Annotated in this window: 20 protein-coding genes; 16 read left to right on the forward strand and 4 right to left on the reverse strand. The window is 68.7% G+C overall.

Annotated elements, in window-relative coordinates:
• Positions 1-436: 436 nt before the first annotated feature.
• The gene (locus HCC78_RS16395; protein ID WP_172329873.1) at positions 437-1,369 is read left to right on the forward strand and encodes an IS5 family transposase; all 933 of its coding nucleotides are present in this window, start codon (positions 437-439) and stop codon (positions 1,367-1,369) included.
• 755 nt (positions 1,370-2,124) lie between these two features.
• On the opposite strand, the gene HCC78_RS16400 is transcribed toward HCC78_RS16395, so the two are convergent.
• Entirely contained in the window at positions 2,125-4,044 is a 1,920-nt protein-coding gene (locus tag HCC78_RS16400) for a DUF3604 domain-containing protein (protein WP_172329874.1), read from the reverse strand.
• A gap of 224 nt (positions 4,045-4,268) precedes the next feature.
• Between HCC78_RS16400 and HCC78_RS16405 the strand changes: the two genes are divergently transcribed.
• Positions 4,269-4,979: a GntR family transcriptional regulator gene (locus HCC78_RS16405; RefSeq protein ID WP_371743847.1), complete on the forward strand. Its 711-nt coding sequence runs from the start codon at positions 4,269-4,271 to the stop codon at positions 4,977-4,979.
• Here the strand turns inward: HCC78_RS16405 and HCC78_RS16410 are convergent.
• Entirely contained in the window at positions 4,970-6,283 is a 1,314-nt protein-coding gene (locus tag HCC78_RS16410) for an amidohydrolase family protein (protein ID WP_172329876.1), read from the reverse strand. The genes HCC78_RS16405 and HCC78_RS16410 overlap by 10 nt on opposite strands.
• A gap of 190 nt (positions 6,284-6,473) precedes the next feature.
• Here HCC78_RS16410 and HCC78_RS16415 point away from each other — a divergent pair, with 190 nt between their 5' ends.
• From HCC78_RS16415 to HCC78_RS16475, 13 genes are all read left to right on the forward strand, one after another.
• Positions 6,474-7,529: an extracellular solute-binding protein gene (locus HCC78_RS16415; RefSeq protein ID WP_172329877.1), complete on the forward strand. Its 1,056-nt coding sequence runs from the start codon at positions 6,474-6,476 to the stop codon at positions 7,527-7,529.
• A gap of 11 nt (positions 7,530-7,540) precedes the next feature.
• Positions 7,541-8,614: an ABC transporter ATP-binding protein gene (locus tag HCC78_RS16420; RefSeq protein WP_172329878.1), complete on the forward strand. Its 1,074-nt coding sequence runs from the start codon at positions 7,541-7,543 to the stop codon at positions 8,612-8,614.
• Positions 8,611-9,441 carry an ABC transporter permease gene (locus HCC78_RS16425; protein ID WP_172329879.1) on the forward strand — a complete coding sequence of 277 codons (831 nt, stop codon included), beginning with the start codon at positions 8,611-8,613 and terminating at the stop codon, positions 9,439-9,441. Before HCC78_RS16420 ends, HCC78_RS16425 begins: the two co-directional genes overlap by 4 nt.
• On the forward strand, positions 9,438-10,238 hold the full coding sequence (locus HCC78_RS16430) for an ABC transporter permease (RefSeq protein ID WP_172329880.1): 801 nt from the start codon (positions 9,438-9,440) through the stop codon (positions 10,236-10,238). Before HCC78_RS16425 ends, HCC78_RS16430 begins: the two co-directional genes overlap by 4 nt.
• Before the next feature lie 5 nt (positions 10,239-10,243).
• Complete coding sequence (locus HCC78_RS16435; RefSeq protein ID WP_172329881.1) at positions 10,244-11,131, forward strand: polysaccharide deacetylase family protein; 888 nt, start codon at positions 10,244-10,246, stop codon at positions 11,129-11,131.
• Between the two features lie 32 nt (positions 11,132-11,163).
• The gene (locus HCC78_RS16440; RefSeq protein ID WP_172329882.1) at positions 11,164-11,907 is read left to right on the forward strand and encodes an aspartate/glutamate racemase family protein; all 744 of its coding nucleotides are present in this window, start codon (positions 11,164-11,166) and stop codon (positions 11,905-11,907) included.
• On the forward strand, positions 11,907-13,301 hold the full coding sequence (gene hydA / locus HCC78_RS16445; protein WP_172329883.1) for a dihydropyrimidinase: 1,395 nt from the start codon (positions 11,907-11,909) through the stop codon (positions 13,299-13,301). Before HCC78_RS16440 ends, hydA begins: the two co-directional genes overlap by 1 nt.
• A complete protein-coding gene (locus tag HCC78_RS16450; protein ID WP_172329884.1) occupies positions 13,298-14,050 on the forward strand; it encodes an aspartate/glutamate racemase family protein in 753 nt (250 codons plus the stop codon). The genes hydA and HCC78_RS16450 overlap by 4 nt, the downstream gene beginning before the upstream one ends.
• A 26-nt stretch (positions 14,051-14,076) precedes the next feature.
• Positions 14,077-15,105, forward strand: a complete 1,029-nt coding sequence (locus HCC78_RS16455) for a TRAP transporter substrate-binding protein (protein ID WP_172329885.1) — start codon at positions 14,077-14,079, stop codon at positions 15,103-15,105.
• A gap of 61 nt (positions 15,106-15,166) precedes the next feature.
• Positions 15,167-15,721: a TRAP transporter small permease subunit gene (locus HCC78_RS16460; RefSeq protein ID WP_172329886.1), complete on the forward strand. Its 555-nt coding sequence runs from the start codon at positions 15,167-15,169 to the stop codon at positions 15,719-15,721.
• Positions 15,722-15,728: 7 nt separating this feature from the next.
• The gene (locus HCC78_RS16465) at positions 15,729-17,042 is read left to right on the forward strand and encodes a TRAP transporter large permease (protein WP_172329887.1); all 1,314 of its coding nucleotides are present in this window, start codon (positions 15,729-15,731) and stop codon (positions 17,040-17,042) included.
• Positions 17,042-18,370 (forward strand): amidase, encoded by a 1,329-nt coding sequence (locus tag HCC78_RS16470; protein WP_172329888.1) that lies wholly within the window; start codon positions 17,042-17,044, stop codon positions 18,368-18,370. The genes HCC78_RS16465 and HCC78_RS16470 overlap by 1 nt, the downstream gene beginning before the upstream one ends.
• Before the next feature lie 66 nt (positions 18,371-18,436).
• Positions 18,437-18,931, forward strand: a complete 495-nt coding sequence (locus HCC78_RS16475) for a very short patch repair endonuclease (protein ID WP_172329889.1) — start codon at positions 18,437-18,439, stop codon at positions 18,929-18,931.
• 381 nt (positions 18,932-19,312) lie between these two features.
• Here HCC78_RS16475 and efp read toward each other — a convergent pair whose 3' ends face one another.
• A complete protein-coding gene (efp, locus tag HCC78_RS16480; protein WP_172329890.1) occupies positions 19,313-19,879 on the reverse strand; it encodes an elongation factor P in 567 nt (188 codons plus the stop codon).
• Positions 19,880-19,975: 96 nt separating this feature from the next.
• Here efp and epmA point away from each other — a divergent pair, with 96 nt between their 5' ends.
• Positions 19,976-21,013 (forward strand): EF-P lysine aminoacylase EpmA, encoded by a 1,038-nt coding sequence (epmA, locus tag HCC78_RS16485; RefSeq protein WP_172329891.1) that lies wholly within the window; start codon positions 19,976-19,978, stop codon positions 21,011-21,013.
• 6 nt (positions 21,014-21,019) lie between these two features.
• Here the strand turns inward: epmA and ppsA are convergent, their stop codons facing one another.
• Positions 21,020-23,419 carry a phosphoenolpyruvate synthase gene (gene ppsA, locus HCC78_RS16490; RefSeq protein WP_172329892.1) on the reverse strand — a complete coding sequence of 800 codons (2,400 nt, stop codon included), beginning with the start codon at positions 23,417-23,419 and terminating at the stop codon, positions 21,020-21,022.
• Positions 23,420-23,691 lie beyond the last annotated feature (272 nt).

Genomic DNA, 23,691 nt, shown 5'->3' on the forward strand with positions numbered 1-23,691 from the left:
AATACGTGACCAGCAGCGTCGTGATCGAGGGAGCAGCCATGAAGACTGCGTGAGCGCCAGACCAGATTGAAGACGAACGACTTCCAGCGTTCCCTCGGGGCCTGATCAGCCTCGGCGGATCCGGGCAGCGGGCACGAGACGTCGGAACGGAGGAGGGCCAAAGCAGCTTGGCGCAACGGTCGTGAGACGGGGTCGGCAAAACCAGTCTGCAACAAAGTGTCTTCGAGCACGTGGCGTTGATTTGGAGCCGATCCGCGAACACCATGCGGGCCCGCGGCATGACGATGGCCGCACCATGAGGCCGGATACATGTCAGCACCCGACTCCGCGCCAAAATGCTTTGAAAACCCTCTTGAGCAAGGGGCGGTTATACATATTGCAGAACTCGTCGGCTTCCGGGATTCACGGCGTGAATCTAGTTGGTTAAGAGCCTGCCATGAGCAAACCAGAACCCGCCCGGTACCGCACGACCAACTGGAAATCCTGCAATGCCGCGCTGAAGCGGCGCGGGTCGCTCCTGGTCTGGCTGGACAAGGACATGGCCTGGCTCGCGCCGAAGGCAGGCACACCCGGGCGCCCGCCGGTCTTCTCGGACGCGGCGATCCAGTTCTGCCTGATGGTGAAGGTCCTGTTCGGCCTGCCGCTCCGGCAGACGACCGGGATGGTCGCCAGCATCCTCGAAATGGCAGGGCTCGACTGGCCGGTGCCCGACTTCTCGACGCTCAGCCGACGTCAGAAAACGATTGCCGTTCAGCTCTCGTCCCGCCGTGCTCCGGGCCCGCTCAACCTCCTCATGGACAGCACCGGCATCAAGTTTCTTGGCGACGGCGAATGGCTGGCAAGGAAGCATGGCACCCATCGCCGACGCCAGTACCGCAAGATCCATCTGGCCATGGACACCGCGACGGGGTACATCCGGGCGGTGGAATTCACCTCCAGCCGAGAAGGCGACAGCCCCGTGCTGCCAGACCTTTTGGACCAGAACCCCGAGGGTGAGGAGATCGGCACCGTTACCGGTGATGGTGCGTTCGACACAAGGCGGTGCCATGCGGCAATCTTGGCGCGCGGCGGCACGGCGGTCATTCCCATCCGCAGGAACGGCCGCCTCTGGAAGCAGGATTGCCCGGCCGCCATGGCCCGCAACGAGATCCTGGGGGCAACCCGGCGCCTCGGCCGGACGATCTGGAAACGATGGTCCGGTTATCATGTCCGGAGCAGGATCGAAGCCGGGATGAGGAACCTCAAGTCCTTCGGCCGGCGGATCGCCTCGAGGGACCCCGACCGCCAGACCGCCGAAATCCATATACGCGTGGCTCTCATGAACCGCTTCAACGCTCTCGGCACCGCCGAGAGCGAGCGCGTGGCCTGACCTCAGATGGGGAAAGGGGCATCGCGTCCTGAAGCCGACTTCTGCAACAATGCCGATTCAGGGTCACAGATTTCGATGCTTCGCCGCCCGATCGCGCGGACTGAACTCCAGGCGGCACCCGCCTGAGCACCGGTTCTCACGCCGATCCAGGACCGCATCTTGGGCATTCTGAGCCGGGCGGCACGGGCGCGCGGACCACTGGCCCCTAGCCGCTCCAGTCTCCCTTTCGCATTGGCCCGGCACTCACGTACGATCTGTATTATCACGTGCTGATCTGCCTACGGCGAGACGCTCCCTCTCAGGTACAATCTGTTCCACTTCGGAGGAAAATTTTTCTGCTTAAAATCAGCGTAGCTAGGTACGATCTGTTTTACCATTGATCATCCGCGGTCAGGGCATCCTCGCCGGCCCGCCCGCGCGGCGCCTTCCATACCATGGACCGGTACTGGCCGAGACTGCGGCAGGCACGGCGTCCGCCCTCCATCGGGCCCGGATCGGTGGCGCCTCTATGGCTCGCCCCGGAACGTCTGCCGGACGGGACCGATGCATCCGCGGCGGCGGGCGTGGCTCGGGGACTCCGCCCGTTCGGGGCTGGACCGGTCCGCCGGACCGGTTCCGGGGCGCCCCCACTTCCGAAGCCGCCTCCTTGTGAATGAGCATCTCCAGCGGCCTGGACTTGCCCGGCGGGGTGCCGATCCTGCCCCTGCCGGTTGCGGTCGGATGGAGCAGGCCGGGCGGCCCGTTACCGGGGCCCGTCACTCCCGATTGTACCAGATCGGCGAGGCATAGGCGCGTTCGGTCACCGTCATCGGCACTTCGGGCGCGAAATCGGAATCCTCGAAATACGCCGCGTCATAGGCGGTCCAGCGCGGAGTCGGGATCTCGAGAACGCGGGCATAGTAGAAGGCCTTCTGCGACGGGTCGAAATCCGGATCGGTCCAGACGGCGATCAGCTCGGGCGACCCGATCGTGTTGGCGAAGGTGGCGTGTTCCACGTCGACCGTGTTGCCGACCGGAGGCAGCTTGCCGTCCGCGCCGGGCTGCCGGTCGCCGGACCAGACCACGTCATGGACGGTCTCCTGCATCTCGCCCCCGGCATCCAGCCAGCCCTTGACGATCTGGATGCGGTCGAGATTGCCGGAATAGGCGTCCTTCAGCGCCGCGACGAGGAAGCTCGGCGCCGTGGCGCCTTCGGGCGCGGGCATCAGGTCGCCGCCCATCGGCACGCCCTTGGCATAGCCGATCGTGGCCGGCGTCCGTCCCAGTGCGTCGCCGGGCACGAAGTCCCAGCCGCCGAAGAAGCGCAGGAAGATCCGCGGCCCGGTGGTGCCGTAGACCTCCTTGCGCTTCATCGCGTCCCAGATCGAGGCGCGGGTGTTCTCCTGCGCCCAGACCGCGGTCAGCCCCGAGGCGCCCAGCTTCCAGTCCTTCACGGTCCGGCCCTCGAAGTCGAAGGCATTTCCGGTGGAGCGCTCCGGCCCAGGCTCGCTCTGCGGGAACTTGCCGAAGAAGTTGTTCTCTTCTGCCGAGGAGATGCCGGTATGGTCGTCGGTGGAGCCCACGAGCCCGAACTTGAACGGGTTGGTGCCCAGCTCGCCCTCCAGTTTCAGCCCGCGCTTCAGCGCCTCGCGGGCATATTCGTAGTCGAGCATGCCCGGTTCCTTGGGCACCACGTTCAGGTTGCCCGCATCCCAGATCTCGAAATCGGCGAATTCGTCGGCGGGGGCCAGCGACGGGTGCTGCTCGGACGTGCCCTTGGACTGGGTCACCTCGTAGAGCGGCTCGAACCTGGCGCGCATCGCCGCCCAGGCGGCGTCGACTGGCTTGCCGTCCGGCGTCTCGGTGGCGAACATCAGCCCGTTCGAGAGATTGCCGTTGTGCGGGATCGCCAGCAGCCGGCCGCCGGTCTCCTCCTCGTAGGCCGCCATCCAGTCCCACAGCTCGCGCGGCTGTTCGGTGTCGAAGGTGGTCAGCGGCCGCACCCGGTCGGCCATCTCCTTGCCGTCGCGGTAGATGACGTTGCGGTGCAAGTTGTTGCCGCCGCCGTAATTCGAGGTCCATTCGTAGCCGATCAGCGCGGTGAAGGTGCCCGGCTTGTTGTGGCTCTCGACGATCCCGGTCATCTTCTGCCACATGTCCATCTGCGTGCCGGGATCGGTCATCGCATCCGGCACCCGGCCCTCGCCCTGCGCGGTGATCATCTCCATCACCACGGCGCTGGCCGCGGCGCCGCCCTCCTGCATGCCGTCATGCCAGCCCTTGAGCACCGGATCGGCCAGCATCTCGGGGTCGCCCTCGTAGATGCTGGCGACCACGCCGAGCGCGTCGGAATGGTCGGCGACCACCATCCAGTCATAGGGGCGGGACAGCTTCACCTGCTGGCCGGTGCTCGAAGTGATCTCCTCGCCCTCGGCATAGCGCAGCGCCTCGTCCGGGCCGACGCGCGTTCCCGCGGCAAAGGCATCCGGGGACCATGAGGTGTGCAGGTGCTGCTCGCCCCAGAGCGGCACGGTCGGAAAGCTGCGCCCGGCATAGGGCGAATAGCCCGGCTGGGCGAAGAACCGCTCCACCTTGGCGGCGTCGATCGTGCCGGCATCGGTGGTCACCGACTGCGCGGCCAGCGGACCGGAAAGGAAAGTGGCGGCGAGGGCAAGGGCGGTCATGCGCGGCTGCATGCGAAAGTCTCCGGGATATGGAACGTCTGGCGGGAAACTGGTGCGGCACTGGAAAAGCTGGCGGGCCGCCGCGGCGGACGGCAATGCAATGCCCCATGGTTAACACATCCCGGCAGGATTGCACCGGAAAGCGTGCGGGACAGGGCGGATGCTTTTCTGCATTGTCTTTGCCCCTGCGTCCGGGCAGAATGGCATCCCAAATTCAGGAACCATGGCAGAGCCCCGTGACCATACCCGACGCGCCCGAGTCCGGCCTTGCCGCCGCCGCCACGCCGACCGCGATTGCCGAATGGGTGGCGGACGTGCTGCGCGACCGCATCGTCAAGGGCGAGGTGCCGCCGGGCGGCCGCCTGGTGGAGCGCAAGATCTCGGCCGAGCTGAACCTGTCGCGGACGCCGGTGCGCGAGGCGCTGAAGCTGCTGCACAATGACGGGCTGATCGAGATCTCGCGCAACAAGGGGGCAGTGGTCACGCGCTACGACGCGGCCGAGGCGCTGGATCTCTTCGAGGTCATCGCCGCGCTTGAGGGCATTGCCGCCGGGCGGGTGGCGCAGTCGATCGGGACGGCGGAGCTGGACGAGCTTGAAGAGCTGCACGGGCGGATGATGGCCTTCCACCGCACGGGCCGCCATGCCGAGTATTTCGACGCGAATTCCGCGATCCACGACCTGATCGTCGAGCGGGCGGGCAACCCGGTGATCCAGGGCACGCACAAGAGGCTGATCGCGCGGGCGCGGCGCGGGCGCTACCTTGCGATCATGGACCCGGACCGGCTGGCGCAGGCGGTGGAGGAGCACGGCCTGCTGATGGAAGCGCTGCGCGCCCGCGATGCCGCCGCCGCCGAGTCGATCTGGCGGCAGCATCTGTCCCATACCGGCGAGAGCGTCGCCGCGCTGCTGGGCGCCGAGGACGGGCCGGCCGCCGCTCAGGCCTGAGCGCGCGCCCAGAGCCGGTCGCACACCGCCTGGGCGGTGGCCACGACCTCGGCCGGATCGGCGCGGACCGGACGTCGGTCGCGGACCAGCCATTCGCCCGCCACCATCACGCCGGTGACATTTGCCGCGCTGCCCGAATGCGCGACGATGCCGAAGCCGTCGATCACCGGGCGCAGGTTGGGCGCCTCGGGGTCGAGCAGGATCAGATCCGCCGGATCGCCCGGCTGCAGCCGCCCCGTCGCTGCATGCCCCTTCAGCGCGGCCGCCCCCGCCGTGGTGGCCCAGCCGAAGACCTCGCGCGCGCTGAAGTCGAAGGACATCGGCCCCGACCGCCAGCGCGCCGCGGCCAGCGCCATGCGCATCGCCTCGAACATGTCGGCGGATTTGGTGTCGGTGCAGAGCGTGACTGCCGCGCCCGCCGCCTGCAGCGCCTTCACCGGTGCGGCCGCCCCGAAGGAGGCGTTGCCGATCGGCGCATGCGCCACCACCGCCCCCGCCCGGCCGAAGCGGGCGATGTCGCTGTCCGACATGAAGATGCAATGCGCCGCGATCAGGTCCGGCCCGAGCAGCCCCAAATCGTCCAGGAACTCGGTCGGGGTCATGCCCTCGCGCGCCTTGAGCTGCGCCACCTCCATCGGCGACTGGCTCAGATGGGTGTGGATCTGCCGCCCTGACGCCGCCGCCAGATCGCGCATCTCCGCGAAGATCCGGCGCGAACAGCTGTCGGGCGCGTGCGGCGCCAAGATTGCGGAGATCCGGCCCCTGCCGTCCCAGCGCTCCACCGTCTCCATCGCCGCACCCAGCGTCGCGTCGCCCAGGCGCCGGTCCTCTTCGAAGCGGCCTTCGGCCAGCGCGGCGGTATCCATGTCCATCACGCGGCCGCCGACCATGGCGCGCAGACCGAATTCCTCCGCCGCCCGCGCCAGCGCCTCGGGGCAGCGGTAGTAGTCGACGATCGTGGTCGCCCCGGCGCAAAGCATCTCCATCACCCCCAGCCGGGCCAGCGCCAGCGTCTCCTCCTCCGACAGCCAGTGGCCCTGCGGCACGCCGGGAATGTAGGCCGGGGCGAAGCCGCGGTCCTCCACCATGCCGCGCACCGCCATCAGCGGCGAATGGTTGTGCGAATTGACGAGTCCCGGCAGGCAGAGCGCCCCGCCCGCGTCATGCACCGGCGTGCCCGGGGGCACCTCCAGCCCGCGGCCGCGGGCCAGGATCCTTCCGCCGCCGCCCAGCAGCAGTTCCGAGTCGCGCTCAAGCCCGGACTCGGGGCAGAGCAGATGCAGATTCTTCAGATGGCATTCCATTTTCGTTCACACCCCGCCCAACAGGATGGCATTCCATCTTCCAGCCTGCCACTTTTCACAGCATTTCATGATTCAACCCTTATGAAAGCAAAATTTCACTGGAATAGGCAGGAGTTTCGAGGCCCTGTCAAATGGCATTCCATTCCGGAGCGCCCGGTCCGCGACCGGAGACAGCAAGGAGGACCAAGAAATGACCCGCATCTCCGCCACCGGCCTGACCCGCCGGACGCTGCTGAAAAGCTCGGCTGCCGCCGCCTTCGGCACCCTGGCCGCGCCGTCGATCCTGCGCGCCCAATCCACCGAGATCGTCATCGGCTGCGCCGGCAGCCACACGGCCTGGATGGAAGAGATCGTCGCCCCGCACATGAAATCCGCGATCGGCGCGGACATCCTGTTCGAGGGCACCAAGTCCTCCGTCAATCTCGAGAAGATGGCCTCCAACAAGGACAAGCCGTACCTGTCCGTCGTGCAGATGGACGATCCGGTGATGATCCAGGCGGTCGAGGCGGACCTGCTGTCGCCGATCACGCCGGACGCGGTGCCGAACATGGAGGACCTGCGCCCAGACGCCGTGCACATGGACGGGATGTGGTGCAACTACGTGCAGCCCTGGGCCGGCATCGCCTACAACACAGATTTCGCCCCGGACGGCGTGCCGAGCTGGGAAGCGCTCTGGGCGCCCGAGAATGCCGGGCAGGTCATCATCCCGTCGCTGCAGAACACCGAAGGCATGTGGACGCTCTTCGTCGCGGCGATGCTGGGCTCGGGCAAGCCGTTCTCCGAGGCGCAGTACGAGGTCGACGCCGCCTTCGCCAAGCTCGAGGCGCTGAAGCCGAACTTGCTGTCGGTCTACACGACCATGAGCCAGGCCTTCAACCTGCTGGAACAGGGCGAGATCACCCTGCTCTCGGGCAACTTCTCCTCCTACACGCTGCCGCGGAAGGCCGAAGGCGTGCCCGTCGACCTCGCAGCGCCGAAGGAAGGCATCTTCGCCATGCCCTCGGGCATCTGCCTGGTGAAGGGCGGCCCGAACCCGGAGCTCGCCCAGGCCTATGTCAACGAGATGCTGGGCCCCGACATGCAGGCCGCGATCGCCGACTTCGCCTCTTCCGTGCCGGCCAACACCACCGTCAAGGCAGGCGCGGTCGTCCCCGAGGGCGTGCAGATCTACTCGCCGGACTGGGCCTTCGTCGCCGAGAACCGCCGCGGCTGGATCGAGCGCTTCGACAAGCTGATGGCGCTGTGACCATGGCCGGCATGACCCAACAGGCGCAGGAGCGCCACTATCTGGACGTCTGGGGCGTGGCCAAGTCCTTCCGGGGCACGCGGGTCATGTCGGAGATGAACTTCCGCATGGACCGGGGGGAGCTCGTCTCGCTCCTCGGTCCGTCGGGCTGCGGCAAGACCACGCTGCTGCGCATCATCGCCGGGCTGATGGAGGCCGACCAGGGCGACGTGGTGCTCGGCGGCCGCAACATCACGCGCCTGCCCGCGCACCGCCGCAACATCTCGGTGGTGTTCCAGAACTACGCGCTGTTCCCGCATCTGACCGTGGCCGAGAACGTGGCCTTCGGCCTGCGTGCCCGCGGCACCGCGAAATCCGCCTGTGCCGGTCCGGTGGAGGAGGCGCTGAAGCTGGTGCGGATGGAGGCCTTCGCCGGGCGCCCGGTCTCGGCCCTGTCGGGCGGCCAGCAGCAGCGCGTCGCCGTGGCCCGCGCGCTGGTGGTGCAGCCCGACCTGCTGCTGCTCGACGAGCCCTTCTCGGCGCTCGACCGCAAGCTGCGCGAGACCATGCAGGTGGAACTCAAGGCACTGCTGCGCGACCGCGGGATCACCGCGATCTTCGTCACCCATGACCAGGAGGAGGCGATGGGCGTCTCCGACCGGATCGCGGTGATGAATGCCGGAAGGATCGAGCAGTTCGCCGACCCCTCCACGCTCTATTCCCGCCCCGCCACGCCCTTCGTGATGGATTTCGTCGGCCTCTCCACCCGGCTTTCGGGCACCGTCACCCATAGCGACGGCCATGTCAGCATCGTCGGGACGGACCATGGCGAGGTCACCGCGCCGGGCGCCTACCCGCCGGGCACGCCGGTGCAGGTCGGCGTCCGCCCCGAACTGGCCGCGCCCGGTCCGGGCGAGAACACGATCTCGGTCCGGCTGGCCGATGTCATGGTGCTGGGCTCCAAGACCGTGCTGCACGGCGCCGTCCATGGCGAGGACCGGGTGATGTGCGAGCTGCCGGGGATCCGCACCGGGCTGCATCGCGGCGAGCCCGTACAGCTCGGCTGGGCCGTGGCCGACACGCTGATCCACGAGGCCGCGCCATGACCGGACGCCTCGACAGGATCGGGCTGCTCGCGGTTCCCGCGCTCGGCTTCCTCGCGGCGATCTACGCGCTGCCGCTGGCGATGCTGCTGGCCAAGTCAGTGCAGACCGCCGAGGGGTTCAGCCTTGCCGAATACCGCGCCTTCTTCGCCGACGACTACAACATCCGCGTCCTCGCCCGCACGCTGCGCGTCGCCGCGCTGACGACGCTGCTGGCCTTCGTGATCGCCTATCCGACGGCCTTCGCCATGTCGCGCGCGAAGGGCATCTGGCTGACCGTCTTCCTCGTCGCGCTGGTCCTGCCGATGTCGCTGGGCGTGGTGGTCAAGGCCTTCGCGTGGTCGATCCTGTTCCGCGCCAACGGCGTGCTGAACTCCATCCTGATGGGGATCGGCATGACGGAACGCCCGGTGCGCATGCTCTTCACCGAGACCGCGCTGATCGTCGGCGCCGCCAATGTCTTCCTGCCCTTCATGGTGCTGCCGATCTATTCGGTGGTCCGCCAGCTCGACACCCGCCTGCCCGAGGCGGCGGCCAGCCTCGGCGCGACGCCCTGGTTCCGCTTCACCCGCGTGACCCTGCCGCTGACCCTGCCGGGCGTGGTCGCGGGCTCGGCCTTCGTCTTCTCGATGTCGGTGTCGATGTACGTGATCCCCTCGCTGATCGTCGGCGAGCGGCAGCAGAACCTCTCCATGCTCATCGCCCGCTCCTTCCTCTACCTGCGGAACGAGGCCCTGGGCTCCACCATCGCCGCCATCCTGCTGGCCATCGCCATTGCCGTGGTGCTGCTGTCGGGCTGGCTGGCCACCCGCCTGGGAGCCCGCCGATGACCCGCGCCGACCGCTTCGCCCTGGGCCTGTCCTGGACCGTCGGACTGGCCTGCATCACCTTCCTGATGCTGCCCATCGTGATCACCGTCGTGGTCAGCTTCACCGACTCGCCGGTCTACACGCTGCCGCCGCCCGGCTGGTCGTTCAAATGGTACGCCGAGGCCGCCACCCGGCAGGGGCTGTGGGATGCCGTCCTGCTGTCGCTGAACCTCGCGCTCGTCTCCACCGCCATCTCGCTGGTCCTCGGCACGCTTGCCGCCATCGCGGTGGCGCGCGGCAGCTTCCCCGGACGCGAGGCAATAGCCACCTTCGCGGTCTCGCCGCTGATGATGCCGGGCCTCGTCGTCGGTGTCGCGCTGCTTCAGTTCTTCCGCGATCTGGGACTGCGCGACGCCTACTGGTCGCTCCTGCTGGGCCATGTGGTCATCACCCTGCCCTTCGTCATGCGCACGCTGCTGGCGGCGATGAACGCCTTCGACTTCTCGCTGATCGACGCGGCCCGCACGTTGGGGCTGAGCTATCCGAAATCCATTCTCAAGGTGATGATCCCGAACCTCGCGCCGGCCTACCTGACCGGCGGCCTCTTCGCCTTCCTCGCCTCGATGGACAACTACCCGATCTCGATCTTCCTGACCGATGCGCGCAACAAGACGCTGCCGATCAAGATGCTGCAATATCTCGAGGAACAGCCCGACCCGTCGCTCGCCGCGATGTCCTCGGGGCTGATCCTCCTCGCCGTCATCGTGCTTGCCTTCGGCGCCCGCACGGTCGGCCTCAACCGCATGATCCAGGGGTGACGCACATGGATGACCGACGCGATTTCAAGGGATATTTCGGGCAGGAGCCCGCCCCCTGCTGGCCGGACGGCGCCAAGCTCGCCCTGTCCTTCGTGGTCAATGTCGAGGAAGGCGCGGAGCTCTCGATCGGCGACGGCGACCCGCGCAACGAGGACACCTACGAGATCCGCGATGAGGTGGCGGGCGCCCCTGATCTCTGCATGGAAAGCCATTTCGCCTATGGCACGCGGCAGGGCTATGCCCGCATCGCCGCCGCCTTCGACCGCCACGGCGTCAAGGCGACCTTCTCCGCCTGCGGCCGCGCCGCCGAACGGTCGCCCTGGCTGCTGAAGGACGCGGTGGAGCGCGGCCACGAGGTCAGCTGCCATGGCTGGCTGTGGGAGCGCCACGCCAACATGGACCTCAAGACCGAGGAGGCCGTGATCGCCCACACCCATGGCGCGATCACCGACGCGACCGGCATCGCCCCGGTCGGCTGGCACACGCGGTCCTCGCCTTCGGAAAACACCCGCGCGCTGCTCCGGGCGCGGGGCGACTTCCTCTATGACAGCGACTGCTATGACGACGACATCCCGCGGATGGAGGGCGGCCACGTGATCCTGCCCTATGCCTTCGACACCAACGACATGCGGTTTTCCCCCGGCGGCGGCTTCGTCCAGGCGCGCGACTTCTCCGACTACGTCGCCGGCGCCTTCGACCGGCTGCTTGCCGAAGGCGCGCAGGCCGCGCGGATGATGTCCGTGGGCCTCCACCTGCGCCTGATCGGCCGCCCCGGCCGGATCGCCGGACTGGAGACGGTGCTGGAGCACGCCGCCGCCCGCAGCGACGTCTGGATCGCGCCGCGCCGCGACATCGCCCGCCACTGGGCGGAAACCCACGGGGGCGCCGCATGACCCTCCAGGACGACGACAGGAAAGACCGACCGATGCGCCTCTTGCTCGTGAACCCCAACATGACCGCCGCGATGACGGACCGGATGGCGGAGATCGCCCGCGGCGTGGCCCGCAACCGCGCCGAGATCGTGCCGCTGACCGCCACCCGCGGCTTCCCGTACATCGCCTCGCGCGCCGAGGCGCAGATCGGCGGCTCCATCGCGCTGGAGATGATCGCCGAGAACCTCGCGGGCATCGACGCCGTGATCATCGCCGCCTTCGGCGATCCGGGGCTGTCCGGCGCGCGCGAACTGTTCGACCTGCCGGTCATCGGCATGGCCGAGGCCGCCGTCATGTCGGCGGCGATGATGGGCGACCGGTTTTCGGTCGTCACCTTCTCGCCGCTGATGACCCGCTGGTACGAGGACTGCGTGCAGGCCACCGGGCTGGGAAGCCGCTTCACCGGGGTCTGCACGCCTGAGGCGCGAGAGGTCGACGTCGCCAATGTCCGCACCGGCCTGCGCGCCGACCTCGTGCGGCTGGCGAACCGCGCGGTGGCCGAACAGGGCGCCGACGTGGTGATCCTCGGCGGCGCGCCGCTGGCCGGGCTCGCTCCGGAGATCGCGGCCGAAGTTCCCGCCCCGGTGATCGACCCGATTGCCGCCGCCACCGCGCAGGCGATGACGCTGGCCACGCTCGGCAGCCGCTTCGCGGGCCGCGCCAGCAAGCCCGCCGCCAAGGCCGCGGTCGGGCTCGCCCCCGCCCTGGCCCGCGCCATCGCGATGGAGGCGCTGTGATGCTCGACACGCTGATCGCCGGTGCCCGCGTCGTCACGCCGGCCGGAACCACCTCCTGCAACATCGGCATCCGCGCGGGGCGCATCGCCTTTCTCGGCGAGGACATGCCGGAGGCTGCGGAGATCATCGACGCCGCCGGGCTGATCGCCATGCCGGGCGGGATAGACAGCCATGTCCACATCTCGCAGCCCTCCGGGCCGGGGATCGAGATGGCCGACGATTTCGCCTCCGCCACCCGCGCGGCCGTGGCGGGCGGCAACACCACTGTCCTGCCATTCTGCCTGCCCGGGGACGGCCAGACCCTGCGCGAGGCGGTCGCCGCCTATCACGCCAAGGCGGACGGCAACTGCATGTGCGACGTCTCCTTCCACCTGATCGTCAAGGACACCGATCCGGTCACGCTGGGCCAGGACCTGCCCGCGCTGATCGCCGCCGGGCATACCAGCTTCAAGGTCTTCATGACCTACGAGGGGCTGGCGCTGACGGACCGCGAGATCCTCGACGTGATGAGCGTCGCGAAGGAACAGGGTGCGCTGGTCATGGTCCATGCCGAGAACGAGGATGCGATCGAGTTCCTGCGCGACAAGGCCGCCCGCGAGGGCGAGGGCGCGCCGGTCTGGCACGCCCGCACCCGCCCGGTCCCGGTAGAGCGAGAGGCGACCCACCGCGCCATCACCCTGGCCGAGATCGCGGACGTGCCGCTGACCATCGTCCATGTCTCGAACGGCGAGAGCCTCGAGGAGATCCGCCGGGGCCGCGCCCGCGGCGCCAAGGTCTTCGCCGAGACCTGCCCGCAATACGTGACGCTGACCGCGGACGACCTGGACCGCGCGGGCTTCGAGGGCGCGAAATACGTCTGCTCGCCGCCGCCGCGCGACCGGGAGAACTGGGCCGACATCTGGGCCGGGATCGAGCAGGGCACCTTCGAGCTCTTCTCCTCCGACCACTGCCCGTTCCGCTTCGCCGACACTGCCGGCAAGGACGCACCGGGCGCCCGGGCGAGCTTCCGCAACATCCCCAACGGCATCCCCGGCGTGGAGACGCGGCTGCCGATCCTGTTCTCGGAAGGTGTCACCAAAGGCCGGATCTCGCTGGAACGCTTCGCCGCGATCACGTCCACGAACCATGCCCGTCTCTACGGGCTGGCCGCGAAGGGCGCGATCATGGTCGGCAAGGATGCCGACATCACGCTATGGGACCCGACCCTCACGAAACCGATCCGCCAGGCCGGCCTGCATCACGGCTCCGACTACACGCCCTGGGAGGGCTTCGAGGTCACCGGCTGGCCGGTCCGCACCATCCTGCGCGGCCAGACCGTAATGCTCGGCGGAGCCCCCGCCGGCACTCCCACCGGCCGCCATCTCGCACGCACTTCTCCGGAGACCCTGCTGTGACCTTCACCCCGATCGACGGCGCCCGCGTCGGCATGCTGACGCCTTCGTCCAATACCGCGCTGGAACCCTATACCTCCGCGATGTTCGCGCCCTTCGGCGAAGAGGCCAGCGCGCATTTCGGCCGCTTCCGCGTCGTGGAGATCTCCATGTCGCAGGCTTCGCAGACCCAGTTCACCGAAGGCCCGATCCTCGAGGCTTCCGAACGGCTGGCCGAATGCCATCCCCGGCTGATCTGCTGGAACGGCACCTCGGCAGCCTGGCTGGGCCTCGACAAGGACCGCGCGCTCTGCGCGGCCATCAAGTCGTGCACCGGCATCCCGGCCTCCTCCACCATGCTGGCCTTCGACCGCGCCTTCCGCGGGCTGGGGGTGAAGCGGCTGGGCCTCGTCACGCCCTATCTGGGCGAGATCCAAGACCTGATCGCCGCCAACTACGCCGCGCAGGGCATCGAGGTGGTCGCCGAGGCGCGGCTGGAGGACAAGGGCAACTACTCCTTCGCCACCTATCCGCCGGCCCAGGTCGCCGCCATGATCCGCGAAGTCGCAAAGGCCAAGCCCGACGCCATCGCCGTGGTCTGCACCAATTTCCGCGGCGCCCCCGTCGCGGAGGAGATCGAGGCCGAGACCGGCATCCCCGTGCTCGACTCCATCTCCGTCACCGCCGCGCATTCCATGCGCGAAATGGGGCTCGACCCCGCGCGCGTCACCGGCTGGGGCTCCGTGTTCCGGCTGTTTTCCGAAATCGACTGACCAACCACCAACCAACGAGGGACACCATGAAAGCCACCCTGACCGCCGCGGCGCTTGCCGCGACCGCCCTTGCCATGCCTGCGGGCGCCGAAAGCCTGCGGGTGATGGGCCAGCCGGTCGCCACCGGCCTGATCCAGAAGACCGTGGAACAGCCCTTCTTCGAGAACTTTGCCGAAGAGACCGGGCTCGACTTCACCGCCGACTACCAGCCCGTGGACGTCACCGGCATCAAGGACACCGAGCAGCTGCGCATCCTGAAGGGCGGGCTTTTCGACATCGTCTCGCTGCGGCTGAGCCAGGTCAGCCGCGACGAGCCGACCATCCTCGGGCTCGACCTCGTGGGCCTCAACCCCGACTACGCCACCGGCAAGCGCACCGTCACGGAATTCGCGCCGATGGTCGACAAGCAGCTGCAGGAGAAGTTCAACACCAAGCTGCTCGGCGTCTGGCCCTTCGGCCCGCAGGTGCTGTTCTGCGAGCCCGAGATCGCCTCGCTGTCGGACCTCAAGGGGCTGAAGGTCCGCGTCTACGACCAGAACCTCGCCAACTTCATCTCGCTGGTCGGCGGCACGCCGGTTCCGCTGAGCTTCCCCGAGGTGCAGCAGTCGCTGGCCCGCGGCGTGGTCGACTGCGCCATCACCGGCCCGTCCTCGGCGAACTCGGCCGGCTGGCCGGAAGTCACCTCCTACATGATGCCCATCGCCTTCCAGCTGGCGATGAACGGCTACGGCATCAATCTCGACACCTGGAACAAGCTCTCCGCCGGGGACCAGGAGAAGCTGCAGGCCGCCTTCGACAAGCTCTCGGACAAGATCTGGTCCTATTCCGAGGAGCTCTTCACCGACGCCGTCAGCTGCAACACCGGCGGCGAGACCTGCGAGACCGGCACCAAATACGACCTCAAGCTGGTCGAGCCCTCCGAAGCGGACGTCAAGCTGATCGGCACCGCCGTGACCGATGTCTCCTTCCCCGCCTGGAAGGAAACCTGCGACGCGGTCGATCCCGGCTGCTCGGCATCCTGGATGGAGACCGTGGGCACGAACTACCAGTTCTGAGCCCGCCGCCCGCGCCATCCCCGGCGCGGGCCCCTGCCCAAACCCGCCCAAGGATGATGCCATGGACCGCCTCGCCACCTGGATCAGCCGCCTCTTCGGGGCCGCGCTCCTGTTCCTCTCGGGCTTCGTCGCGCTGGAAACGGTGCTGAGGAAGGCCTTCAACACCTCGCTTCAGGGCGCTGACGAGCTCGGCGGCTATATCCTGGCCTTCGGCGCCGCGGCCTCCTTCACCGTCGCCCTCGTGGACCGCGCGCATGTGCGCATCGACGTGCTGCACCGCCGCATGCCTCTGGCCGTGCAGGCCTGGATCGACTTCGCCGCAGTGCTCAGCCTCGGGCTGCTGGGCCTCTTCTTCCTCGATATCGGCTGGGGCGTGATCGCCGATACGCTGGCCTATAAATCCACTGCCGCCACGCCCTGGCGCACGCCGCTGATCTGGCCGCAGGCCGCCTGGTACGGCGCGCTGGCGCTTTTCGCCGCCGCCTCGCTCTGGCTCGCGTGCCGCGCCGCGCTGCTGGTCGCGCAGGGGCGCATCCGCGAGGTCGCCGCCGAGTTCAATCCGAAATCCGCCGAAGAGGAACTGTCCGAGGAACTCGGCCAGCTCCGGACCCGCTGAGGCTGCCATGAACATTCTCGATATCCTTCTGGGCTTCACCGTGATGATGGGGCTTCTCATGATCGGCCTGCCGGTCGCCGTGGTGATGGTGGCCATCGGCGTTGCGGGGGGCATGATCCTCTACGGTCCGGTGCTGCTCGGCAGCATGGGCCCGGTGCTCTGGGGCGTCTCGAACGAAAGCGTGCTGACCGCGATCCCGCTCTTCATCCTGCTGGGCGAGCTTCTGCTGCGCTCGGGCATGGCGGACCGGATGTATGGCGCGCTGGCGCTCTGGCTCGGGCGGCTGCCCGGCGGGCTGCTGCACACCAACATAGGCTCCTGCGCGCTTTTCGCCGCGACCTCCGGATCCTCCGTTGCCACCGCGGCCACGGTCGGCACCGTCGCCCTGCCCGCCTTGGGCGAGCGCGGCTACCGCCCCTCACGCTCGCTGGGCTCGCTGGCCGCGGGCGGCACGCTTGGCATCCTGATCCCGCCCTCGGTCAACCTGCTGGTCTATGGCTCGCTGGCCTCGGTCTCGGTCGGGCAGCTCTTCGTCGCGGGCATCCTGCCCGGCATCCTTCTGACGCTGCTCTTCATGGCCTTCGTGACCGGCGAAAGCCTCTGGCTGCGCCATCGCGGCCTTTCGGACGCCTCGCGCGCCGAGACGCCCGTGCCGCTGGCCGAGCGGATTCGCGCGCTGCGCCACCTGATCCCGGCGGCGACCGTGTTCCTGATCGTGATGGGCTCGATCTATCTCGGCATCGCCACGCCGACCGAAAGCGCCGCACTCGCCGTCATCGTCGCGCTCCTCTTCGTGTGGCGCGAGGGGCGGCTCAGTCTCGCCTTCCTCGACACCTGCTTCCGCCAGACCGCCAAGACCACCGGCATGATCCTGCTGATCATCTGCGCGGCCTTCACGCTGAACGTCACGCTGGCGCTTGGCGGCATCACCGGCACGATGTCGGCCTGGGTGGCGGGGCTGGGCCTGTCGCCGACGGCCCTCCTCTTCGCGCTGATGGTCTTCTACCTGATCCTCGGCATGTTCATGGACGTGCTCTCGATGCAGGTGCTGACCATCCCGGTCGTGGTGCCGATCGTCACCGCCGCGGGCATCGACCCCGTGTGGTTCGGCATCTTCGTCGTGCTGATGAGCGAGCTCGGCATGATCACCCCGCCGGTGGGCATGAACCTCTATGTCGTGCAGGGCGTGCGCAGCGATGGCGGCCCGTTCTCCGATGTGGTGCAGGGCGCGATCCCCTATGCCGTGCTGATGCTCGCCTTCACCGCGGCGCTGATCTTTGCGCCCGCAATTGCCCTCTGGCTGCCGGAGACCCTGTTCTGATGCTGGACCTTGACGCCACCGCCCTGCTCGCCGCCTTCGCCTCGGGCGAGGCCGATCCCGCCGAGGTCATGGCCGCGACGCTGGCCCGGATCGACGCGCTCGACCCGGTGCTGAACGCCCATTCGGCGCGCTCCGCGACCGCGCTGGCCGAGGCCGAGGCATCGGCCATGCGCTGGAAGGCCGGAACGCCGGCCGGGCCTCTCGACGGGCTGCCGGTGATCATCAAGGACAACCTGGTCAGTGCCGGGCTGCCCGCCGCCTGGGGCAATGCGGAACTGGCCCGCCGCGTGGCGGATCATGACGAGCTGCCGGTGGCCGCACTGCGCCACGCGGGCGCGATCGTCACCGGCAAGGGCAACACGCCGGAATTCGCGGTCGAGGGCTACACGGACAACCTCACCTTCGGCGTGACCCGCAATCCCTACGATCCGGCGCTGACGCCGGGCGGCTCCTCGGGCGGCGTCGTGGCAGCCGTCGCGGCGGGCATGGCCTTCGCCGGGCTCGGCACGGATGGCGGCGGCTCGATCCGCAGGCCCGCGGGCTATGCCGGCCTCTGCGGGCTGAAGCCCGGAATCGGCCACGTCCCCCGCGGCGGCGGGCTGGCGCAGGTCCTGCTCGATTTCGAGGTCGCCGGCCCGATCGCCCGATCGGTCCGCGACATCCGGCTGCTCGATGCCGTGCTTTCCGGGCGGCCCGCCGATGCCGCGTCCCGGCCGTCGCGCATCCTCGCCGTTGCACGAATGCCGGACGCGTCCTGCGACCCCGAGATCGTCGCAGGTTTCGAGGCCACGGTGGAGGCGCTGCGCCGCGAAGGCCATGAGGTCGCGGAGGGGCCGCTGCCGCATGATCTCGGGCCGCTCAACGCGCAATGGAGCAAGATCGGCGAGATCGGCCTGGCGCAGTATTTCGCCGACGACCCGGCGGTGGGCGAAGCCGCCGCCCCCAAGTACCGCGAGATGGCCCTGCGCGGCGCAGCTGCGCCCGCGACACTGCTCTATGAAATCCTCGGCCATGTCTTCGCCCTGCGCGAAGCGGCGCGGCAGCTCTGGGGCTGGGACGCCATCCTGACCCCGGCGTCTGCCGCGCATCCCTGGCCTGCCGCGGAGGCCTTCCCGCCGGTGATCGACGGGCAGCCCGCCGGTCCGCGCGGCCACGCGGTCTATACCGGCTGGGTCAATGCTGCGGGCCTGCCGGCGCTGGCCTTTCCGGCGCCGGTTGCCGGACGGCTGCCGATCGGCATGCAGCTGGTCGGCCCGCCGGGAAGCGAGGCTGGGCTGATGGCGATCGGCGAAGCCGTCGCCCCGGCGTTCCGCGCGCCGCCCGCCTGAGACCGGGAACGGTTTCCCGGCGGGCCCGAGTGGCCTACGCTGGGGCCAACGGCAGGAGGCAGGACCATGGCCGATACCGTCACGCCCGAGGTTCGGTCGCGGATGATGGCCGCGATCCGGCGCAAGGACACCAAGCCGGAACTGGCGCTGCGCCGGGCGCTCCATGCACGGGGCTTCCGGTTCCGCGTCGACGTGCGCAAGCTGCCCGGCTCGCCCGACATTGTGCTGCGAAAATGGAACGCGGCCGTTTTCGTGCATGGCTGCTTCTGGCACCGCCACGACGACTGCCCGCGCGCCTCGACGCCCTCGAGCCGGTCGGACTACTGGACCGCGAAATTCGAGGGCAACGTCGCCCGCGATGCCCGCAACCGCGCTCTGCTGCTGGAGGCCGGCTGGCGCGTCGCGACGGTCTGGGAATGCGGCCTGCTGGCCGATTGCCTGGAGCGGACCGTGGATGACGTGAGCAGCTTCCTGACCGCGGGAGAGGCGCGCGAGACCGTGATCCCCGCCGAACCCTACATCCCGCCGAAACGCCGCCCGGCCCGCAGCAAGACAGGCTGAACCGGCAGCGTTGCAGCCCTGCCGCAGATCCCCCTGCAGCGGCGGCGTCCCCTTGTGCCGCGGCGGGAATCCCCGCCTCATGGGAAAATGCGGGTCTAGGATGGAAAACCGGCCGCGGCGCTTTTCTTTTCTTGAAGGATCTCAACAGCCGCATCTTGCCGGTCTTGTTCGCGTCCGGTAATTTCCAGATTCCGCCCGGAACAGACCCCCGCGGCAACGGGAACGGCAGGAACCCGCGGCCGCCAGAGGCGGGGCGGCGGCCGGACGCGGCTATCAAGGGATTTTCTCGAGAAAGAGCGGGCGAAGTCCGGGACAGCGCGGCGGCGGCCCGGACCGGGGGATCAGGCCGCGCGGGGAATGCCCGGCGCGGCCCGGAGCGCGTCAGCCCTTGAAGCGCTCGACATAGGAGTTGTCTTCGGTCTTGATCACGACCTTGGTGCCGACGCCGATATGCGGCGGGACCATGATGCGCACGCCGACATTGGTCATGGCGGGCTTGTAGCTCGACGACGCGGTCTGGCCCTTCACGACCGGCTCGGTCTCGGTGATCTCGACGGTGACGCGCTGCGGCAGCTCGATGGAGATCGGGTTCTCCTCGAAGGTCTGCAGGAAGACGCGCATGCCCGGCTCGAGGAAGGCAGCGGCATCGCCGACCACATCGGCGCTGGCGGTGACTTGCTCGTAGGATTCCGGGTTCATGAAGTGGAAGCCTTCGCCGTCGTCATAGAGGAAGTCGTATTCCCGCTCGTCGACATTGGCCTTCTCGACCTGCTCGGTGGTCTTCCAGCGCTCGGTGGTCTTCACCCCGTCGGAAATGCGGCGCATGTCGACCGAGGTCGTGGGCGTGCCCTTGCCGGGGTGGAAGTTCTCGGCCTTGAGAACGACGTAGAGCTGGCCATCCTTTTCGACGACGTTGCCCTTGCGGAGAGAGGAGGCGATGACTTTCATCGGGAATTCCTTGTGGATGGTCGCAATGCGCCCTAAGCGCGGATCGGCCCGCAGATAGCCCGATCCCGCGCGGGAATCCAGAGTGAGGTGACGAATATGACCGAGACCCCGTGGTGGAGCCCGTCGCGCCATGCCGACCGCCGGCCCGTCCTTCTGGCCCGGAACCGCGCCCAGGGAGCGATCCGCGGCTATCTCGCGGCGCAGGATTTCGTCGAAGTGGATCCTTGCGCGCTGGCGGCGAGCCCCGGCAACGAGGCGCATCTGCACGCCTTCGAAACCTCGGCCATCGGCAATGACGGCCAGCCGCGGAAAATGTACCTGCACACCTCGCCGGAATTCGCGATGAAGAAGCTGCTGGCTGCGGGCGAACCGCGCATCGCAGCCTTCTCCCATGTCTGGCGCAACCGCGAGCGGGGACCGCGGCACAGCCCCGAATTCACCATGCTGGAATGGTACCGCACGGGCGAGGACTACGCGGTGCTGATGGAGGACACGGCAGCGATGGCGCGGCTGGCCTGCGAGGCAGCCGGATCGACGCTGCTGCGCTCGGGCAGCGCCGAGTGCGATCCCTTCCTGCCCTTCGAGCGGGTCTCCGTGGCCGAGGCCTTCGCCCGCCATGCCGGGATCGACCTGCTGGCGACGCTGGGCCCGGATGGCAGCACGGATCGCGGAGCCCTGGCGGCGGCCGCCGGGCAGGCAGGCATCGGCACCGCGGAGGATGACGGCTGGTCCGACATCTTCTCGCGCATCCTGTCGGAGCGGGTGGAGCCGCATCTGGGCCATGGACGGCTGACCGTGCTGGACCGCTACCCGTCGGCCGAGGCGGCGCTGGCCCGGACCTGCCCTGACGATCCGCGCGAGGCGGAGCGCTTCGAAGTCTATGCCTGCGGCGTGGAGCTGGCCAACGGCTTCGGCGAGCTGACCGACCCGGCCGAGCAGCGCCGCCGCTTCGAAGCGGAGATGGAAGAGAAGGCCCGGGTCTACGGCGAACGTTATCCGCTCGACGAGGACTTCCTCGCCGCGCTGGAGATCATGCCCGAGGCATCCGGGATCGCGCTCGGCTTCGACCGGCTGGCGATGCTCGCCACCGCCGTGCCGCGGATCGACGACGTGCTCTGGACCCCCGTTCCCTGACCGGGATCAGCCCTCCGCCTCGGCCTCTGCCACATGCGCCTTCACGGCAAGGAAGCTGTCGGGCGTGACCGAAATCGAGTCGATCCCCGCCCTGACCAGCAGCCGCGCGAAATCGGGATGGTTGCTGGGCGCCTGGCCGCAGAGCCCGATCTTTCGCCCTGCCTTCCGGGCCTTGGCGATCACCGTCTCGATCATCCAAAGCACCGCCGGGTCGCGCTCGCTGAAAAGCGCGCTCAGCGCCTCGGAATCGCGGTCGATGCCCAGCGTCAGCTGGGTCAGGTCGTTCGAGCCGATGGAGAAGCCGTCGAACCGCTCGGCAAAGGCCTCGGCCTCGATCACGTTGGCGGGGATCTCGCACATCACGTAGACCTCCAGCCCGTTCTCGCCGCGTTTCAGGCCGTTTTCCGCCATGACCTCCAGCACCCGGTCCGCCTCGCCCACCGTGCGGCAGAACGGGATCATCACCACCGCATTCCTGAACCCCATCTGCTCGCGCAGCCGCCTTATCGCCCGGCATTCCAGCGCGAAGCCGTCGCGATAGGCCTCGGAATAGTAGCGCGAGGCGCCGCGGAAGCCGATCATCGGATTCTCTTCCTCCGGCTCGAAAAAGCGCCCTCCCAGCAGCTCGGCATATTCGTTGGTCTTGAAATCGCTCATCCGGATGATCGCCGGATTGGGGTGCCACGTGGCGGCGATGCGCGACAGGCCGCGGGCGAGCGTCTCGACGAAGTAGTCGCGGCGGTCCCCGTAGCCGCGGGTCAGCCGGTCGACCGCGTCGCGCTCCGGGCCGTCGGGCAGGTCATTATAGCGCGCCAGCGCCAGGGGATGCACCTTCACCTCGTTGGAAATGACGAATTCCATCCGCGCCAGCCCCACCCCGTCCGCCGGGAGCCGCCACCAGCGCGCCGCCGCCGCCGGGTTGGCCATGTTGAGCATGATCTTGGTCTTCGTCCGCGGCACCGCATCGAGCCGGGTCTCCTCGACCGTGAATTCCGCCCGCCCGGCCAGAACCGCGCCCTCGTCGCCGCCGGCACAGGACACAGTCACCTCCTGTCCGTCATGCAGGATCTGCGTCGCATTGCCGGTGCCGACCACAGCCGGCACCCCCAGTTCGCGGCTGATGATGGCGGCGTGCGAGGTGCGGCCGCCATGGTCGGTGACGATGGCGGCGGCGCGCTTCATCACCGGCACCCAGTCGGGGTCCGTGGTCGAGGTCACCAGCACGCTGCCATCGACGAAGCGGGAGATGTCCGCGGCGCTTTCCAGCAGGCAGACCTCGCCCGTGGCCACCGCGCCGCCGACGCTCAGCCCCTTGAGCAGCGTCTTCCCCGTCTTGCCCAGCCGGTAGGTCCGGAACGCCCCCGCCTCGCGGCGCGACTCCACGGTCTCGGGCCGGGCCTGCACGATGTAGAGCCGCCCGGTGCCGCCGTCGCGCGCCCATTCCATGTCCATCGGGCGGCCGTAATGCGCCTCGATCTTCACCGCCATGCGCGCCAGCTCCAGGATCTCGGCATCCGACAGCACGAAGGCGGCACGTTCGGCCCTGGAGGTCGGCACGGTCCGGGTGGGCGAGTCCTCCCCGGCGCCGTGGATCATCTTGATCTCCTTCGCGCCGAGCGCCTTGTGCAGGATCGGCACCAGGGACGGGTCGGACAGGAAGGGCTTGTAGACCTGGTATTCGTCCGGGCTGACCGCGCCCTGCACGACGGTCTCGCCCAGCCCCCAGGCGGCGTTGATCAGCACGGTCCGGTCGAAGCCGCTTTCCGTGTCGAGCGAGAACATCACGCCGGACCCGCCGGTATCGGAGCGCACCATCAGCTGAACGCCCACCGAGAGCGCGACCGACAGCTGGCCGAACCCCTTCAGCCGCCGGTAGGTGATCGCCCGGTCGGTGAAGAGCGAGGCATAGCAGCGGCGGCAGGCGGCCAGCAGCGCTTCCTCGCCGCGGATGTTCAGGAAGGTCTCCTGCTGGCCGGCGAAACTGGCATCGGGCAGGTCCTCGGCCGTGGCCGAGGAACGCACGGCAACCGAAGGTTCCGCTGCCCCGGTCCGCGCGCCGAGCTCGCGATAGGCGGCGCGGATCGCGGCCTCCGTCTCGGCAGGCCAGACGCCCTCGGCCACGGCGGCGCGGATCCGGCGGCCGGCGGCGGCAAGCGGCAGCCGCCCGTCCTCCAGCCGCGCCAGCAGGTCCGCCAGCACCGGCTCCAGCCGGTTGGCCTCGACGAAGCGGCGATAGGCATCGGCGGTGGTGGCGAAGCCCGGCGGGACACGGATGCCTTCGGCCCCGAGCTTGGCCACCATTTCCCCGAGCGAGGCGTTCTTCCCGCCGACTTCCGGCACGTCCTCCTTCGACAGATCCTCGAACCAGATCAGGCTGGCTGCGCGTTCCCCGACTTGCGTGTCCATGGCTGCGTCCTCTCCCTTTGGTTGCGAGGCTAGGCCGCGATCCATGGCCGCGCCTTGATCGCGGTCAATGCGCCGAGGCGCCCGAGTCGTCCGTCGCCGAGGCGGGAATCCGGACTGCCCGCAAAAATGGCAGCCGCCACCCCGGCGGAGACGATTCACGGCAGATTCACGACATGTTGCTGAGTTCACATGGAAATCAGGCGATTTCAGAAATTTTCATGGCGGATCTCATGACTTCCCCATGACTTCCGCTGGTGTCAACTGATACTTTA

The organism is Mangrovicoccus sp. HB161399 (assembly GCF_013184745.1).
Lineage (GTDB): Bacteria > Pseudomonadota > Alphaproteobacteria > Rhodobacterales > Rhodobacteraceae > Mangrovicoccus.

Excerpts from the sequence above, each read along its gene's own strand:
- HCC78_RS16440 (WP_172329882.1), top strand. The coding sequence starts at position 11,164 with ATGCGCCTCTTGCTCGTGAACCCCAACATGACCGCCGCGATGACGGAC.
- HCC78_RS16460 (WP_172329886.1), top strand. The coding sequence starts at position 15,167 with ATGGACCGCCTCGCCACCTGGATCAGCCGCCTCTTCGGGGCCGCGCTC.
- HCC78_RS16455 (WP_172329885.1), top strand. The coding sequence starts at position 14,077 with ATGAAAGCCACCCTGACCGCCGCGGCGCTTGCCGCGACCGCCCTTGCC.
- HCC78_RS16435 (WP_172329881.1), top strand. The coding sequence starts at position 10,244 with ATGGATGACCGACGCGATTTCAAGGGATATTTCGGGCAGGAGCCCGCC.
- ppsA (WP_172329892.1), bottom strand. The coding sequence starts at position 23,419 with ATGGACACGCAAGTCGGGGAACGCGCAGCCAGCCTGATCTGGTTCGAG.
- HCC78_RS16410 (WP_172329876.1), bottom strand. The coding sequence starts at position 6,283 with ATGGAATGCCATCTGAAGAATCTGCATCTGCTCTGCCCCGAGTCCGGG.
- HCC78_RS16470 (WP_172329888.1), top strand. The coding sequence starts at position 17,042 with ATGCTGGACCTTGACGCCACCGCCCTGCTCGCCGCCTTCGCCTCGGGC.
- efp (WP_172329890.1), bottom strand. The coding sequence starts at position 19,879 with ATGAAAGTCATCGCCTCCTCTCTCCGCAAGGGCAACGTCGTCGAAAAG.
- HCC78_RS16420 (WP_172329878.1), top strand. The coding sequence starts at position 7,541 with ATGACCCAACAGGCGCAGGAGCGCCACTATCTGGACGTCTGGGGCGTG.
- epmA (WP_172329891.1), top strand. The coding sequence starts at position 19,976 with ATGACCGAGACCCCGTGGTGGAGCCCGTCGCGCCATGCCGACCGCCGG.
- HCC78_RS16430 (WP_172329880.1), top strand. The coding sequence starts at position 9,438 with ATGACCCGCGCCGACCGCTTCGCCCTGGGCCTGTCCTGGACCGTCGGA.
- HCC78_RS16465 (WP_172329887.1), top strand. The coding sequence starts at position 15,729 with ATGAACATTCTCGATATCCTTCTGGGCTTCACCGTGATGATGGGGCTT.
- HCC78_RS16400 (WP_172329874.1), bottom strand. The coding sequence starts at position 4,044 with ATGCAGCCGCGCATGACCGCCCTTGCCCTCGCCGCCACTTTCCTTTCC.
- HCC78_RS16395 (WP_172329873.1), top strand. The coding sequence starts at position 437 with ATGAGCAAACCAGAACCCGCCCGGTACCGCACGACCAACTGGAAATCC.
- HCC78_RS16415 (WP_172329877.1), top strand. The coding sequence starts at position 6,474 with ATGACCCGCATCTCCGCCACCGGCCTGACCCGCCGGACGCTGCTGAAA.
- HCC78_RS16425 (WP_172329879.1), top strand. The coding sequence starts at position 8,611 with ATGACCGGACGCCTCGACAGGATCGGGCTGCTCGCGGTTCCCGCGCTC.
- HCC78_RS16475 (WP_172329889.1), top strand. The coding sequence starts at position 18,437 with ATGGCCGATACCGTCACGCCCGAGGTTCGGTCGCGGATGATGGCCGCG.
- hydA (WP_172329883.1), top strand. The coding sequence starts at position 11,907 with ATGCTCGACACGCTGATCGCCGGTGCCCGCGTCGTCACGCCGGCCGGA.